This window comes from Intrasporangium calvum DSM 43043 (assembly GCF_000184685.1).
In the GTDB taxonomy this organism is placed as follows: Bacteria; Actinomycetota; Actinomycetes; order Actinomycetales; family Dermatophilaceae; genus Intrasporangium; species Intrasporangium calvum.
The window spans coordinates 3,353,165-3,367,963 of record NC_014830.1 but is presented as its reverse complement, the minus strand read 5'-3'; the positions used below and the strand labels follow the sequence as shown (position 1 = coordinate 3,367,963).

The window sequence follows — 14,799 nt, the reverse complement described above, 5'->3', positions numbered from 1 at the left end:
CAGGCGCGCTGCCGGCGCCTAGCAGTTGCTCCGCGACCAGTAGGACATCCGGTCGTTGTCCCCGGAGCCGACCCAGCCGTCCGAGGAGATCCCCTGGTCCTCGACCCAGAGCGCCGTGCCACCGCGGTAGTCCCAGGCGACGATGCGACTGTCCGGGTTGGTGTTGACCCACGACGAGGTCGCGTTGTTGAACCCCCAGTCGGACGCGTAGTCGCTGCACGTGTTGAGGAACTGGAGCCGCCGCCCACCGAAGCCGGAGTCGGTGTAGAAGCAGTACCACCGGTCGGATGCGCCGTAGGGGCAGCCCGCATAGCTGGCGGCCGCCGCCTGCAGGTCGTCCGCGAGCTCGGTGGCCAGGGCCACGGAGCGGACGTTGGCACCCAGCCCCTCGGGTGCGCGCGGCTCGCCCGGGTCCGGGAAGACGACGACGACGTCCCCGTCGCGGTAGGCGACCGCATTGTCGCTGACCTGGACGCCGCCCGGGTGCCCCCGCAGGTAGGCGTCGATCTCGCGCTGCGGACCGGTCGGCCGGTCCGGGACCGCCCCGGCTGCGGTGCTCCCGAGGAGCAGCAGCGCTGCGAGGACGGTGGTGGTGCTGGTGAGGCGTGTGCGGATGGACATCGGCTTCCCCTGTCGATGGTGGCGTCAACTGCGCACGCGCCACGTTACCGACCACCGCCGACAGGCCGACCCGGTTTTCCACCGGGCCGGCCCGTCCGCCGTCAGGTCGGTCAGGAGTCGACCAGTCAGTACTGGATGACGACCCGACCGTCGATCTTGCCGTGCTTCATCTCGTCGAAGACGGCGTTGATGTCGCCGAGCTCGCGCGTCGCGACGGTCGGGTGGATCAGGCCGCGGGCGTAGAAGTCGAGGGCCTCGGTCATGTCCTGCCGGGTGCCGACGATCGAGCCGCGCACCGTCAGCCCCTTGAGCACGATCTCGAAGATCGACGCGGGGAAGTCACCGGCCGGCAGGCCGTTGAAGACGATGGTCCCGCCGCGCCGGGTCATGTGGATGGCCTGGCCGAACGCCGAGGGGTGGACCGCGGTGACGAGGACACCGTGCGCGCCGCCGGTCTGGGCGAGGATCGCCTCGCCCGGGTCGCCCTCGAGGGCGTTGACGACGACCTCCGCGCCGTGCTGCTTGGCGAGCGCGAGCTTGTCGTCGGCGATGTCGACGGCCGCGACGCGCATCCCCATCGCGCGCGCGTACTGGACCGCGACGTGGCCAAGGCCGCCGATGCCGGAGATGACGACCCACTGGCCGGGCTTCGTCTCGGTCATCTTGAGGCCCTTGTACACGGTGACGCCGGCACAGAGGACCGGTGCGACCTCGACGGGGTCGGCGCCCTCGGGGATGATCGCGGCGTACCGGGCGTCGACGAGCATGTACTGCCCGAAGGAGCCGTCGATGCTGTAGCCGCCGTTCTGCTGCTTCTCGCAGAGCGTCTCCCAGCCGGTGTTGCAGTACTCGCACTCGCCGCACGCGCTGAACAGCCAGGCGTTGCCGACGAGCTGGCCGACGTGCAGGTTGGTGACGCCGTCGCCGAGGGCTACGACCTCGCCGACGCCCTCGTGGCCGGGGATGAACGGCGGGTTCGGCTTGACCGGCCAGTCACCCTGTGCCGCATGGAGGTCGGTGTGACAGACACCGCTGGTGACCAGCTTCACGAGGGCTTGTCCCGGGCCGGGTGTCGGGATCGTGACGGTGTCGATGGACAGGTCCTCGCCGAACGCGTGGACCACGGCTGCTTGCATCGTTCCCATGGTGTGCTTCCTTGGACGTCGTTGTCGTGGTGGGTGGCGTCACCGTAGGGCGGGCAACGTTGCATCGACGTTGCAGTGGGCGCCCGCCGCCCACTGGAGGTCAGGTGTCCTCGGGAGCGAGCTGAGCGGCATACGGCAGCCGTATGCCGCTGGGCTCGCTCGGGTGCCCCACCTCCCTCCCAGCGGTGCGAGGGGGATCACATTCCATCTATCCATGGATTGCCATACTGTCGCCCTGTGACGAGGGTGAGCGCGCTGCCGAGATGGGGCTCGGTGCTCGCCGTCGTGGCGCATCCCGACGACGAGTCGTTCGCCCTCGGCGCCGTGCTCGCCGCCTTCGCGGAGGGCGGGGCCCGGGTGTCGGTCCTCTGCCTGACGCGGGGTGAGGCGTCGACGCTCCACGGCGTGGCCGGTGACCTGCTCGAGCTGCGCGCCGCGGAGCTCGCCGCCGCGGCCGACGTCCTCGGGCTCGACGACGTCGAGCTGCTCACCTTCCCCGACGGGCGGCTCACCGACATCGAGCTCGACCAGCTGGCCGACCACGTGTCCCGCGCCGCGCAGCGGGTGCGGGCCGACGGCCTCGTCGGGTTCGACCTCAACGGCGTCACCGGCCACCCTGACCACGGTCGGGCCACGGCCGCCGCGGTCCGCGCCGCCGACCAGCTCGACCTGCCGGTCCTCGGCTGGACCGTCCCGGAGCAGGTCGCGCTCCGGCTGCGCGAGGAGCACGGCGCGCCCTTCGACGGCTACCCGGAACCCCAGGTCGACCTCGTCGTCCCCGTGGATCGCACCCGGCAGCTCGAGGCGGTCGCGTGCCACTCGAGCCAGGCGGTGCCCGGAAGCGTCATGTGGCGCCGCATCGAGCTGCTCGGAGAGCACGAGCACCTGCGGTGGCTGCGCCGGACGGACGAACGATGACCACCCGCCCCCGCCCCCCGCGGGGGCCCCAACCAGCCGAGGGAGCCACATGGCCGGCAAGAACATCCTGATCATCATCAACGGGCCCGCCTACGGAGCCGACGAGACCTTCAACGCCGTGCGCCTGGCCGGGGCGCTGAGCCGGCGTGACGACGCCACCCCGCGTGTCTTCCTCATGGGTGACGCCGTCACCTGTGCGATCGCCGGACAGAAGACGCCCGACGGGTACTACTCGCTCGACCGGATGCTCCGCGGCTTCGCCCGCCACGGTGGCGAGATCGCCTGCTGCGGAACCTGCCTCGACGCCCGTGGCCTCACCGAGGAGCACCTCGTCGAGGAGGCGCGGCGCTCGACCATGGACGAGCTCGCGGCTTGGACGGTGGAAGCCGACCAGGTCCTCACCTTCTGAGGATCCCGGTTGTCAGGAGCCCGTTCGAGCCCCCTCCGCGCGGACCTTCTGCCCCGGCCAGTGGCCGGTGATCCCCAGCTCGTCGACCGCACCTCCATTGGCGCCTCCTCCTGCAGTCAGGTCAGGAGGTACCCCCGTGCGGCGAGGAGCCCAACCTGCGTGCGAGGCTGAGGCCATGAGTGAGGGGTCGCACGTCGTCGCCGTGCTCGGCCGCGGCCTCGTCGACGCCGACGAGCGGGTCATCACCGCCGACGACCTGGGACTGACCCGCGGCGACGGCTGCTTCGACTCGACGCTGGTCCGCACCGACCGGGCCGGCAACGCTGCGGCCGTCGACCTGGAGGGGCACCTCGACCGCCTCGAACGGTCGGCGCGGGCCCTGGATCTGGACAACCCCCCTCGCTCGGCGTGGCGCGACCTCGCCGCGTGCGCCCTCGACACCTGGTCGACGCCCGGAGAAGCGGTCCTCAAGCTGGTGCTGACCCGCGGTCGAGAGTGGCGCCCGGCCGGACCCACGGCCTACGTCAGCGTCACGCACCTCCGCGACCTCGGCACGGGTGAGGCCGGGCCTCCCCGGACGATCACCGCGGTGACCCTGACACGAGGTCACCCCGCGGACGCGTTCCGGGAGGCCCCGTGGCTCCTCGGCGGCGTCAAGACGCTCTCCTACGTCGTCAACGTCGCCGCCCAGCGCGAGGCGCGGCGCCGCGGGGCGGACGACGTCATCTTCACGACCACGGACGGATATGCGCTCGACGGCCCGACCTCCGGGCTCCTCGTCGCCCGCGACGGTGTGCTCCTCAGCACACCACCGGGCGACACGGGCATCCTCGAGTCGGTCACCGTCGAGGCGATCTTCGAGGCCGCCCGCCGGGAGGGCCGGGAGGCCCGGTGGGCGCTCGTCCCCGTCGAGGACCTCTACCGCTCGGACGGGCTCTGGCTCGTGTCCTCGGGCCGGGGGCCGGTGCTCGTCACCGAGCTCGACGGTCGCCCGCTTCGCCATGACCCGGGGCTCGCCGGGGACGTGGCTGGTTACGCCGGCTTCTGAGAGACGACAGCAGTCCTGCTATGTCGCGAGCGACCCGGTCACGCATCTGCCGCTCGGTCGTAGTCGTCGGCGAGCCGCTGGATGTCCTCCTCGTCGAAGTGACCGAAGGCGATCTCGAGGACACGGACCGCTGCCCCGCCCGAGTTCCCGAGACGGTGGGTTGAGCCGCGCGGGATCCAGGCCCGTCCGCCCGTGGGTACCGTGGTCGACTCGCCGTCCACCTCGACGTCGGCCGGACCGTCGATGACCTGCCAGAGCTCATCGCGCTGGACATGGCTCTGAAGCGAGAGCCGCTGGAGCGGGGCGACCGTGATGATCTTCACGGTGACCGCCTCGTTGTGGACGAACTGCTCGAAATGTCCCCACGGCCGGTCCGAGCTCGAGATGAGCTCGAGCGGGCGTCGGGCGGGGTTCGGTAGAAGGGGCAGTTTCATGGTGGCTCCGATGGTCGGTGCGCGCTGTGGGGGTCGTGCCTGGGGGTGAGCCGTTCGAGCTCGGGAGGTCGTCAGCGCTCGGACGCCGGAACGGTGCCGGGGTCAGCGAGCAGTCTGGACAGCAGCCCCGGGAGGTCGATGAAGGCGAAGCGGATCGACGAGTCGCTGCACCCGTACGGCAGCACGATGGTCTCGTCCCGGATGAGCCCGCCGCAGGAGTAGAGGACGTTCGGCACGTAGCCGTCGCGTTCGTCGGGTGCTGCGGTCATGAGCGGTTCGGTCAGCGCGCCCAGCACGAGAGTGGGGTCGTCGAGGTCGAGCAGGACGGCGCCGAGGCCGTAGGTGCGCATCGGCCCCACCCCGTGGGTGATGACGATCCACCCCTCGGCCGTCTCGAGGGGCGACGAGCAGCCGCCCAGCTGGATGAGCTCCCAGGGCTGAGTGGGCCGCAGCACCGTGACGGGCTGTCCCCAGCGCAGCGCATCAACCGAGCTGGCCACACTGATGGACTCGCGGTCCCAGCGTGACAGGCTCCAGTACGACCCACCGATCCGACGGGGGAACAGGGCCATCCCCTTGTTCTTGGCGGCAAGACCGAGCTGTGGCCGCATCGAGAAGGTCTCGAAGTCGGTGGTGCTCAACAGGTGCGGCGCGATGCCGGACCCGTCGTAGGCGGTGTACGTGGCGTAGTAGCGGATGCTCCCGTCGTCGTCGGTGAACCGCACCAGGCGGGCATCTTCGATCCCGTGGCTCTCCGCTTCGGTCCTCGGGAAGATCACCCGCTCCGACAGGTCGCTCGTGGTGGGGAAGGTGAGCTCATAGGTGCTGGCGGCCATCCGGCGGATCCGGTCGAGAAGTCCGTCGGGCCCGCTGCGCCGGGGGCTGTCGAGCTCGCTCGATGCGAGGACGGCCTCCAGCTGTGGCGCGGTGAACTGCTCGGGCAGGCGGCCGAGGACGCTCTGGGCCGTGACCGCGTCGCCGTCCTCGTCCAGCGCCTCTCGCAGGAACTCGGTCGACATCGGGCTCTGCGTCATCCGACCGGTGGTGAGGTGAGTCCGCGCCTCGTCGAGCCGAACGACGTCGTGCGCCGCCAGGGTCCCCGTGCGGAACTCGACGCTGGAGACGTGACCCTCCCCGACGGCCCGGGCCGTCATGATGAACCTGATCTCGCCCGGCTCGAGGCCGCTCTGGTCCGGATGTGCGGCGATGGAAGGGTTGAAGAGCGCTGCCGCCTCGATGGCGTACTCGTGGGTGAGATATGCACCGATGAGGTCCGCTCGGTCCGAAGAGATGCCCGCACCGGAGGGGACGCGGTGAGCGACCAGCTCGTAGTGCTCCCGGAAGGAGGCCAAGAGGTCGGCGTGTCTCCCCGCGTGTGCCGCAAGCGTGGCGGCCAGCGTCTTCTCCACGTCCATCTCGGGCAGGGCGACGAGCCTCTGCACGACCGAGTCAGCACGTGAGATCCCTTGGCTCGGCAGCTCGTGACCAGGCAGGAACGGTCGCGCGATGACCCGCCGCGAGTCGGGGCGCAGGACGACCGGGCTCCGCCGGACGAGGTCCGCCTGATAGCTCACGGCATCGGGACGAGGACGCGTCCCGCGACGTCGCCGACTCGGAGCCGGCTGGCCCGCTGGAACGTCGAGAGCATGGCGAGGGTGGACTCGGCGCCCTGGTTCTCGTTGCGGCCGTCGGCCTCGAGGCCGTCGAAGCCGCCGCCACTCACCGGGTCCACCATCGCGATCCCGACGTCGTTGGCTCCCTCGAACCACGCGGCGCACTGGAGGGTCGCGTCGGCCCACTGAGGGTGCCCGGTCAGGTCGTGGGCCCGGGCGCAGGCGTCTGCCAGCGCCGCGACCTCGATGGGCTGCTGGTCGAAGGCGGGCCGGGGTTCGCCGCGCGCCCACCCGCCCACCGGGGTGACCGACAGGTGACCGCCGGCGGTCTCGGTGGCGAGGAGCCATTCGAGCAGGGCAAGTCCGCGGGCGACCCAGCGCGGCTCACCCAGGAGGTCTCCCGCGGCGAGCAGGGTCTCGGGCAGGACCGCGTTGGCGTAGCGCAGCCGTTCCTCCGGCCAGGGCCACTCGGGGGGCGCCGACGTGGCGGCGGACTCCACCGGGTCGATCATGGCGGCCGCGTCAGCCAGCAGGCTGCGGGCCGCCGGGTGGGCGAGATGGATCGTGAGCACCTCGGCGGCGCCGAGGGCGGCGAAGGCCATCGCGCGCGTCCACGGTGACCGCCTGGCGGCGCTGACCTCGAAGAGGGCCAGGGCCTCCGCAGCGAGGCGTGGCGAGCATGAGCGGGCAGCTGCGGTGCCCAGGCCCCAGAGCGCGCGACCCCAGCAGTCCTCCACACCCGCGTCGTCCTGCCAGACCAGGTTGGCACCGAGACGGTTCCGCATCCCGCCGTCCAGGTCCTGGGCGCCGGCCAGGAAACGCTGGTAGGTCATGGCCAGTGCCGCCGTGGCCTCTTCCGGCGCCGGCTCGCGAGCGGTGACGACCAGCCCACGAGCCACGTCGTCCACGCAGTACCCGTGCTCCAGTCTCGGCTCGGTGCGCTCTGCGTGCTCGAAGAGACCCGTCGCGTCACTGAGGCGTCCGAGATGGCTGAACGAGAGGCCCGAACCCGCCGGGCGGGTCACGCGCTGACCCGGTCCGACTCGGTGTCGAGGGCCGAGGAGGCAAGGTCCCGGTACTGCTGCGCCACGGCACTCCAGAGCAACGCGGGGCTGAGTCGGTCGGCCTCCGCGGCGAGACTCCCTGCGAGGCCGGGCTCGGTGAGCACCCTCCTCAGGGCAGCGGCGATCGCCGCGGGGTTCTGCCGCTCGACGAGCAGCCCAGCCCCGCTGGACAGCAGCTCGACGGCATGGGGGAAGCCAGTGGAGACGACCGGTTTGCCGGCCGTCACGGCCTCCACCAGGACGCCCGAGGTCACCTGTTCACGAGAGTCGTACGGCAAGAGGATGACGTCGGCCTCCTGCACGAGGCGGCCCAGCTCTCCCGTGGCCAGGTACCGCGCGTCGAAGGTGACGACGTCGTCGACCCCGAGCTCGCGCGCCCTGGCCTCGAGCCCGTGGCGGTAGGCCTCCCCGTCGCGTTCGAGGACCTTGGGATGGGTCTGCCCGACGACGTGGTACCTCGGGGCCGGATGAATGTCCCGGAGCTGAGCCATGGCCGAGATCCCCCACTCGATCCCCTTGCCCTCGCCCAACAGCCCCCAGGTGAGGACGATGGGTCCCTCCCCGGCCGCGCGGGCGGCAGTCCGACCGCCGCTCAGCCGGGCGCTGGCCTGGTCCCCGACCCGGGTGTCGATGGCCCCGTGCGGGATGACCATGACCTTGGCGCCGTCCACCAGGTAGCGGTGGACCAGGCGTTCCTTGGCCGTCAGCGTCATCGTCACGACCGTGTCCGACAGGAGGATGAGCTCGTCCAGGATCGCCTTCTGGCGCAAGGTCGGCGTGTTCAGGACCGTGTGCAGGACCGTGATGACCGGTCGGGTGACCGCGCGGACGACGTCGAGCACGTCCTGACCGTCAGGTCCGCCGAAGATGCCGTACTCGTGCTGGACGAGGACGATGTCGAAGCCGTTGAGCCGGGCGGCAGCCGACTCTGCGCCCCCGCGCTGGCCGCGGACCCACTGGTGGCGCACCTCGGCTGGCCGCCGTGAGCTCGCGACGTCGACGACGTCCACGATCCCGACCACGTCACGCGGTGATCGCAGGCTCGACACGAGGGCCGAGGTGAACGTGGCCAGTCCGCACTGGGTCGGTGGGTAGGTGCTGAGAAATCCGTAGGACGTCGACACGTGGGTGCCTTCCCGATCCAACGGCGACAGGCTGACGCCGAAGACGGCCATTACGGAAGCCGGGAGTGCGCGCGAACTGCGCCGCGGGTACTCCTCCGGTGAGTGCACGAGAGGGGTTCGATCACGACGACTTCGTCAGTGACAGGGCCTCGTCCAACCGAGGCACACCGATGGTCCGAGGGTAGCAGCCGCCCCTGAGGGCGGCGGCGGACGACGTGGTTCCCGCTGCCCGCCGCTCCACGAGGCGTAGGCTCGGCGAACCGATGCGGACCACGCTGTGTGCCTCTGCCGTCGAGCTGCGACAGGGAACCCACGTGAAGATCGGCGTCATCGCGTCCATCGCCCATCGACTGCCGCCACGAGGCTACGGGCCGTGGGAACAGATCGCCTCGACGCTGACCGAGGGCTTCGTCGCCCGGGGCCACGAGGTGACGCTGTTCGCCTCCGCCGACTCCGAGACCTCGGCTCGGCTGCACCCCACCGCGCCGACGGGCTACGAGGAAGACTCCCGCCTGGACGCCAAGCTGTGGGAGGCGTTGCACAACGCTGCCGTCTTCGAGCGCGCCAGCGAGTTCGATCTGATCGCAAACCATTTCGACTTCATGCCCCTCACCTACAGCCGGCTCGTGTCGACGCCGGTGGTGACGACGATCCACGGCTTCTCGTCCCCGCAGATCGTGGCCGCCTACCGGGCCTACGACGACATCGCCCACTACGTCGCGATCAGTGACGCCAACCGCCACCCCGACCTGCACTACACCGCCACGATCCACCACGGCATCGACCTGTCCCGATTCACGTTCGTCCCGACACCTGACGACTACCTGCTGTTCCTCGGCCGGATCCACCCGGACAAGGGGACCCACCTCGCTGTGGAGGTTGCCCGGCGTTGCGGCGTCCCCCTCGTCATCGCGGGCATCGTCCAGGACGAGGCCTACTTCCGCGAGGCCGTTGCCCCGCACGTCAACGGTCGGGACATGTCGTACGTGGGCCCGGTGGGTCCCGAGGAACGCGACCGGCTCCTCGGGGGCGCCCGGGCGCTGCTCCACCTCATCAGCTTCGCCGAGCCGTTCGGGCTCTCCGTCGTCGAGGCCCTCGCCACCGGCACCCCGGTCATCGCGACACCGCTCGGGTCCATGCCGGAGATCCTCCGGGACGGCGTCACGGGCTGGCTGGTGGCCGACGCCGACCAGGCGGTTGCCGCGGTCTCGCGGCTCCATCTCATCGATCGGAGCGCCTGCCGCGCCGAGGCCGTCAGCCGATTCGACGCCGAGCGGATGGTCGATGCGCACCTCACGGTCTTCGAGCGAGTCCTCACGCAGGGCGGGCCCGAGAGCCGGGCCTGACGGTGATCCGGCGCGATCAACCGCTGGTGGGCGCGGCGAGGATCGTGCAGATCCGGCCGTCCGCGCAGTCTGCGGTCGAGTCGCTCGCTGAACGTGAGGAGGCGGGCGAGCTCGGCCTCGAGGGAGGCCTGCTCGCGTTGCCGGACCCGGTAGCTGTTGGGACCGCGCTCAGGCGGAGTTCCACGGATCGCCGAGCATCCTGGTCGATGGCGTCGACGCGTTCGCCGAACCGGACGCGCCGGTGGGACTGTCGTGCCGCAGGTACCTGACGCAAGAGCCCAACCGCCCGCGCGACCTGCGTTGACTCGTCGACCGAGCCCAGCGGCATACGGCTGCCGTATGCCGCTGAGCTGGCTCAGCGGGCCCACCTGCGGTTCGTGGGTGCTGGGGTTCGGGCCCACGACGGTGACCGAACTTCTTCACGGGTCCGGGAAGGTCTTGCGACCGCCACCGGGTTCCCCGCCCGTGACGGAAGGACGTCAGTGGATGGACGATGACCTGGTGACCGCCTTTCGCGAGCGAGTCGAGCCGGAGATCGAGGTGATGCTCCGGGTGGCGCTGTCGGCCGATCGGACACCGCGCTGGACCACGTGCGGAGGAGGGTTCGAGCTCCGGTGTCAGACCTGGGGATCGCTCAGGCCCATGAGGCGAGCGCCATTCTCCCACAGGACTGCTCGCATCCAATCATCCCCCATGTCCCAGCGGGCGAGGACCTCCAACTGGTGGGCGTAGGGGTACGGGATGTTGGGGAAGTCGGTGCCGAGCACGACCTTGTGGCCGAGGTCGCGGACCTGGTCGAGCGCCTCGCGCGGGAATGGCGCGACGCGCTCCATGAAGTCAGTGCCCACCATCGTCGTGTCGAGGTGGACTCCGTCGTAGGCCGCTGCGAGATCGGCGAACTCGGTGTACTCGGACATCCCCATGTGCGCGATGACGAGCACGAGCCGCGGGTGCCGGCGCAGCAGTTCACGGACCGGCTCGGGCCCGGTGTGCTCGCCCCGCCTGGGCGCCGAACCCGCGTGGAGGACGAGCGGCGCCTGGGCGTCCTCGAGCAGTCCCCACGCCGGATCGAGCACCGGGTCGTCCGGTCGTAGCCGGCCCACCTGGACGTGCAGCTTGAAGAGCCGGGCGCCGGCGTCGAGCGCGTCGCGCACGTCGTCGCCGCAGGACGGCTCGGCGTAGAAGGTGCCCGAGTGGACGGCGTCCGGAACCCGGGCCGCGAAGTCGGTGCACCACTCGTTGAGCCAGCGGGCCATCCCCGGGCGGTGGGCATAGCAGAGCGACGGTATGCCGCGCACCCCCATCGTGCGCAGCAGGGCGATCCGCTCCGGCTCGCTCGCGCGGTACTGGATCGGCCACGGATAGCCGTAATGTTCCTCGGCCGTGTCGAACACGCCCCAGACCTTGTCCAGCACGCGCTCGGGCAGGAAGTGGATGTGGATGTCCGCCAGACCCGGGAGGCCGAGGGCACGCCAGAAGGCCGGGACGTCCGCATCGGTGCGCGGCGCGGCTGACTGCTCGACGCCCGCGTCCGTCTGCGGCCCCACCTCCGCCCTCATCTGCGCCTCCCTCCCAGCGGCCACCTTAGGCCACCACCCGGACCCATCGCGGTGCACGGCACGGCGCGGGCGAGTCGCGGGCGAGCCAGCCGGGTTGGTCGGGTGCAGGCTCGGCCTTCTTGGCGGGGCCACCCGGGAGAGCAGCGCGTCGAGACCCGACGATCAGCGATCGTTGCCGTCCTCACCCCACTTGAGCAGGGCGACGTCGGCGACCAGCTGGATGTGTCGACGAGCCGCCCGCGTGGCCGCATTGGGATCTCCCATGCGAATCGCCTCGGCAATGCGGCGATGGCCGGCGAGCGACTTGGGCGGTCGCCCCGGCTGCGAGAGGGATTCGCGCCGGGTCTCCGCGATGGCTGTCGCCAGCAGTTCCATGAGGCCGGCGAGGACGTCGTTGTGGGCAGCCGTCGTGACCGCCGAATGGAACGCCATGTCGCCGTCGAACCCGTGCTCACCCGCGGCGACCTCCTGCTCCATGAGGTCCAGCGCCGCCTCGATGGCGCGGAGATCCGCCTCGGTGCGCCGTTCGGCCGCGAGCGCGGTGATCTTGACCTCGATCGCCTCACGGGCCTCCAGAATGTCGGGCAGCTGCTGGCGACGTTTCACCAGCTCCTGCACCGACTCCCGTCGGTCGACCATGCGCAGGAGGTAGATCCCGTCGCCGTGTCGGACGCTGACGACGCCCTGGACCTCGAGGGCGACCACCGCCTGCGCAACCGACGCCCGACTGACGCCGAGGCGCCGAGCGAGATCTCGCTCGGTGGGCAGACGCTGGCCCGGCTGGAGCCCGGAGTCCTCGATGTGCGCCACGAGCCGCCCCACGAGCTGCTCGTAGAGACGGGGTCGGGGCACCGGGCGAAGGGGGCTGGGGCCAGGTCTCGATTGCGCCACGGGGGCGCCTCCTCGTCGTCTTGCCGTTGACAGGTGCGGAAGAAAAGCATTACACAAGTGGCTCAGCCAATTAGCCAATGGCTCACGAAACGCAAAGGAGCCGCTCGTGCAGGCGTCACCCCTTGACGGCATTCGGGTCGCCGACTTCACCCAGGCACTCTCGGGGCCCTACTGCACGATGCTGCTCGCCGACCTCGGCGCGGACGTGGTCAAGGTCGAGATGCCAGGGCGCGGCGACGACTCACGCCACTGGGGCCCCCCGTTCGTCGACGACACCGCCGCCTACTTCCTGTCGGTCAACCGCAACAAGCGCAGCATCGAGCTCGATCTGCGCTCCCCGGAGGGGCGCGAGCACGCAGCCGACCTGGTGGCCGGTAGTGACGTGCTCGTCGAGAACTGGCGCCCCGGGACCGCGCAGCGCCTCGGGCTCGACGCCGCGACCCTGACCGCCCGTCATCCGCTCCTGGTCCACTGCTCCATCTCCGGCTTCGGCGCCGACGGGCCGCCTCGCGCCGGATACGACCAGATCGTCCAGGGCATGTCGGGCTGGATGACCCTGACGGGTGACCAGGACGGCCCGCCGTTCAAGGCCGGTGTCCCCGTCGGGGACATCTCGGCCGGCATGTTCGCCGCCCACGGGATCCTCGCCGCCCTGCTCCGACGCGAGCGCACCGGACGTGGCGGGGTCGTCGACGTCGCCATGCTCGACTCGCTCGTCTCGATGCTGGCCTACCAGGCCACCCGCTACTTCGCGACCGGTGTGGCGCCGCTCCGGGAGGGCAACCAGCACGCCACCATTGCGCCCTACGGCACCTTCGACACCAAGGACGGCAGCCTCAACATCTGCGTGGGCAACGATCTCCAGTTCCAGCGGCTGTGCGCTGCCCTCGGCATTCCCGAGGTCGGCGAGGAGCCTCGGTACGCCACCAACCGCCAGCGCCTCGACAACCGGGAGGAGCTGCGCGGACGCCTCAACGACGTCCTGACCGGGCTCGACAGCGCCGACGTCCTGCGACGAATGGAGGTGGCCGGCGTCCCCGCCGGCCCGATCCGCACCCTCGACGAGGTCTTCGCCGACGACGAGGTGCAGGGGCGAGGACTTCAGCTGCGCGTCGAGCACCCCACCCTGGGTGAGGTGAGCATGGCGGGCGGCCCGTGGCGCATCGATGGCCAGCCCGTGGCGATTCGCCTGCCACCGCCCGTTCTCGGGCAACACACGGATCAGGTGCTGGCCGAGGTGGCCCGCCACCGGTCGACCGACGAAGAGTTCTTGTCTTCACCCCACCAGGCGGAGGTCAACGATGACACCGCCGCAGTCGAAAGGAATGCACCGTGAAGAGTGACCTGTTGAGAGGACGCGCGTGGCGAGCCGTCGCCGTCTTCGCCGCCTCCGCTGTGGTCGTCGCGGGCTGTGCACCCTCGCAGTCCAACACCGGCACCAGCGGTGGGGACACCGGGAAGGTCCCCGACACGATCGTCGTTGGCTCGACGCTGCCGCTGACGGGCAGCGAGTCCAAGACCGGCGGTCGCTACAAGCAGGGTTATGAGCTGGCCGTGGACGAGGTCAACGCTGCCGGAGGGATCGACCTGGGTGGCAAGAAGGTCAAGGTCGAGCTGAAGCTGCTCGATGACACCAGCGACCAGGCCAAGGCCGTGAACCTCGCCCAGCGCCTCATCACCTCCGACAACGTCAACGCGTTCCTCGGCACCTACTCCACCTCGCTCGTCGAGGCGCAGAGCACGGTGGCCGAGCAGAACCAGATCCCCTACGTCAACGGCGGCGGAGCAGCGACATCCATCTACAGCAAGGGCTACAAGTGGGTGTTCGGCACGTTGGCCACCGTGGAGAACCTCGCCACCACCGAGATGCAGTGGATCGACCAGCAGCAGAAGGCGGGCACGCTGCCGAAGCCGGCGAAGATCGCCATCGTGTGGGAGAACACCTCCCACGGCAAGGACTTCCGGAAGGGGATCCAGGACTTCGCGCAGGCCTCGTCCGGCAACTTCCAGGTGAGCGTCGACGAGTCGTTCGCGCTGGACGGCAAGGACTTCTCCGCCGTGCTCAACAAGGTGAAGGCCGCGAACGTCGACCTCTTCATGGTCGACGCCCACCTGCCGGACTTCATCACGATGCACCGGCAGTACCTCAGCTCAGGCATGTGCAACAAGGTCGAGACCTACGGCGCACGTGGTACCGAGGCAGACGCCCGCAAGGCCTTGGGGCAGGAGGGTGTCAACTACATCCTGTCGGCCGTCTGGTGGAACAAGCAGCTTGGGAACTCGGGTCTGAACAAGACGTTCGTCGAGAGCTTCAAGAAGAAGTACGGCACTGACCCCGAGTGGTACCAGGCAGTCTCCTACGAGGCGGCACGGGCGCTCTTCACCGCCATGGGCAACGCCAAGTCCGTCGACAAGACCAAGGTTCGCGACGCCCTCTCCTCGCTGGAGATGGACTCGATCCTCCCCGGCGGCAAGCTGAGCTTCCCCGCTGCCAAGGGCGGCCAGGCTGACTACCCGTTCGTCGTCCAGCAGAACCTCCCGGACGGCACCTCCCCGATCATCTTCCCGGAAGACGTAGCCACTGGTAAGGGCGCGGCCCCCAACCCGGACTGCAAGGGCTGACGGGT

14 protein-coding genes are annotated in these 14,799 nt (G+C 70.3%); 6 read left to right on the top strand and 8 right to left on the bottom strand.

Going from position 1 to position 14,799, the window contains the following annotated elements:
* Window positions 1-18: 18 nt before the first annotated feature.
* On the bottom strand, window positions 19-621 hold the full coding sequence (locus INTCA_RS15415) for a hypothetical protein (RefSeq protein ID WP_013493852.1): 603 nt from the start codon (window positions 619-621) through the stop codon (window positions 19-21).
* A 125-nt stretch (window positions 622-746) separates the two neighbouring features.
* On the bottom strand, window positions 747-1,757 hold the full coding sequence (gene adhP, locus INTCA_RS15410; protein ID WP_041308879.1) for an alcohol dehydrogenase AdhP: 1,011 nt from the start codon (window positions 1,755-1,757) through the stop codon (window positions 747-749).
* A 246-nt stretch (window positions 1,758-2,003) separates the two neighbouring features.
* Here adhP and INTCA_RS15405 point away from each other — a divergent pair, with 246 nt between their 5' ends.
* From INTCA_RS15405 to INTCA_RS15395, 3 genes are all read left to right on the top strand, one after another.
* On the top strand, window positions 2,004-2,684 hold the full coding sequence (locus tag INTCA_RS15405) for a PIG-L deacetylase family protein (RefSeq protein WP_148236631.1): 681 nt from the start codon (window positions 2,004-2,006) through the stop codon (window positions 2,682-2,684).
* A gap of 49 nt (window positions 2,685-2,733) precedes the next feature.
* Window positions 2,734-3,093: a DsrE/DsrF/TusD sulfur relay family protein gene (locus tag INTCA_RS15400; protein ID WP_013493849.1), complete on the top strand. Its 360-nt coding sequence runs from the start codon at window positions 2,734-2,736 to the stop codon at window positions 3,091-3,093.
* A 175-nt stretch (window positions 3,094-3,268) separates the two neighbouring features.
* Window positions 3,269-4,141, top strand: a complete 873-nt coding sequence (locus tag INTCA_RS15395) for an aminodeoxychorismate lyase (protein ID WP_013493848.1) — start codon at window positions 3,269-3,271, stop codon at window positions 4,139-4,141.
* 38 nt (window positions 4,142-4,179) lie between these two features.
* Here the strand turns inward: INTCA_RS15395 and INTCA_RS15390 are convergent, their stop codons facing one another.
* The 4 genes from INTCA_RS15390 to INTCA_RS15375 form a co-directional block, all read right to left on the bottom strand.
* Window positions 4,180-4,575 carry a phosphomannose isomerase type II C-terminal cupin domain gene (locus INTCA_RS15390; protein ID WP_041307817.1) on the bottom strand — a complete coding sequence of 132 codons (396 nt, stop codon included), beginning with the start codon at window positions 4,573-4,575 and terminating at the stop codon, window positions 4,180-4,182.
* 71 nt (window positions 4,576-4,646) lie between these two features.
* Window positions 4,647-6,149 (bottom strand): glycoside hydrolase family 130 protein, encoded by a 1,503-nt coding sequence (locus INTCA_RS15385; RefSeq protein ID WP_013493847.1) that lies wholly within the window; start codon window positions 6,147-6,149, stop codon window positions 4,647-4,649.
* Complete coding sequence (locus INTCA_RS15380) at window positions 6,146-7,213, bottom strand: hypothetical protein (RefSeq protein ID WP_013493846.1); 1,068 nt, start codon at window positions 7,211-7,213, stop codon at window positions 6,146-6,148. Before INTCA_RS15380 ends, INTCA_RS15385 begins: the two co-directional genes overlap by 4 nt.
* Window positions 7,210-8,427 (bottom strand): glycosyltransferase, encoded by a 1,218-nt coding sequence (locus INTCA_RS15375; RefSeq protein ID WP_013493845.1) that lies wholly within the window; start codon window positions 8,425-8,427, stop codon window positions 7,210-7,212. The genes INTCA_RS15380 and INTCA_RS15375 overlap by 4 nt, the downstream gene beginning before the upstream one ends.
* Before the next feature lie 212 nt (window positions 8,428-8,639).
* On the opposite strand from INTCA_RS15375, the gene INTCA_RS15370 reads away from it, so the two are divergent.
* Window positions 8,640-9,722, top strand: a complete 1,083-nt coding sequence (locus INTCA_RS15370) for a glycosyltransferase family 4 protein (protein WP_244859838.1) — start codon at window positions 8,640-8,642, stop codon at window positions 9,720-9,722.
* A gap of 617 nt (window positions 9,723-10,339) precedes the next feature.
* On the opposite strand, the gene INTCA_RS15365 is transcribed toward INTCA_RS15370, so the two are convergent.
* Both INTCA_RS15365 and INTCA_RS15360 read right to left on the bottom strand, forming a co-directional pair.
* Complete coding sequence (locus INTCA_RS15365) at window positions 10,340-11,281, bottom strand: amidohydrolase family protein (protein ID WP_013493843.1); 942 nt, start codon at window positions 11,279-11,281, stop codon at window positions 10,340-10,342.
* A gap of 162 nt (window positions 11,282-11,443) precedes the next feature.
* Entirely contained in the window at window positions 11,444-12,133 is a 690-nt protein-coding gene (locus tag INTCA_RS15360) for a FadR/GntR family transcriptional regulator (RefSeq protein ID WP_234423812.1), read from the bottom strand.
* A gap of 145 nt (window positions 12,134-12,278) precedes the next feature.
* On the opposite strand from INTCA_RS15360, the gene INTCA_RS15355 reads away from it, so the two are divergent.
* Window positions 12,279-13,508, top strand: coding sequence for a CaiB/BaiF CoA transferase family protein (locus INTCA_RS15355; RefSeq protein WP_013493841.1), 1,230 nt, complete (start codon window positions 12,279-12,281; stop codon window positions 13,506-13,508).
* The gene (locus INTCA_RS15350; RefSeq protein ID WP_013493840.1) at window positions 13,505-14,794 is read left to right on the top strand and encodes an amino acid ABC transporter substrate-binding protein; all 1,290 of its coding nucleotides are present in this window, start codon (window positions 13,505-13,507) and stop codon (window positions 14,792-14,794) included. The genes INTCA_RS15355 and INTCA_RS15350 overlap by 4 nt, the downstream gene beginning before the upstream one ends.
* Window positions 14,795-14,799 lie beyond the last annotated feature (5 nt).

Excerpts from the sequence above, each read along its gene's own strand:
- adhP (WP_041308879.1), bottom strand. The coding sequence starts at position 1,757 with ATGCAAGCAGCCGTGGTCCACGCGTTCGGCGAGGACCTGTCCATCGAC.
- INTCA_RS15375 (WP_013493845.1), bottom strand. The coding sequence starts at position 8,427 with ATGGCCGTCTTCGGCGTCAGCCTGTCGCCGTTGGATCGGGAAGGCACC.
- INTCA_RS15390 (WP_041307817.1), bottom strand. The coding sequence starts at position 4,575 with ATGAAACTGCCCCTTCTACCGAACCCCGCCCGACGCCCGCTCGAGCTC.
- INTCA_RS15365 (WP_013493843.1), bottom strand. The coding sequence starts at position 11,281 with ATGAGGGCGGAGGTGGGGCCGCAGACGGACGCGGGCGTCGAGCAGTCA.
- INTCA_RS15395 (WP_013493848.1), top strand. The coding sequence starts at position 3,269 with ATGAGTGAGGGGTCGCACGTCGTCGCCGTGCTCGGCCGCGGCCTCGTC.
- INTCA_RS15370 (WP_244859838.1), top strand. The coding sequence starts at position 8,640 with ATGCGGACCACGCTGTGTGCCTCTGCCGTCGAGCTGCGACAGGGAACC.
- INTCA_RS15415 (WP_013493852.1), bottom strand. The coding sequence starts at position 621 with ATGTCCATCCGCACACGCCTCACCAGCACCACCACCGTCCTCGCAGCG.
- INTCA_RS15400 (WP_013493849.1), top strand. The coding sequence starts at position 2,734 with ATGGCCGGCAAGAACATCCTGATCATCATCAACGGGCCCGCCTACGGA.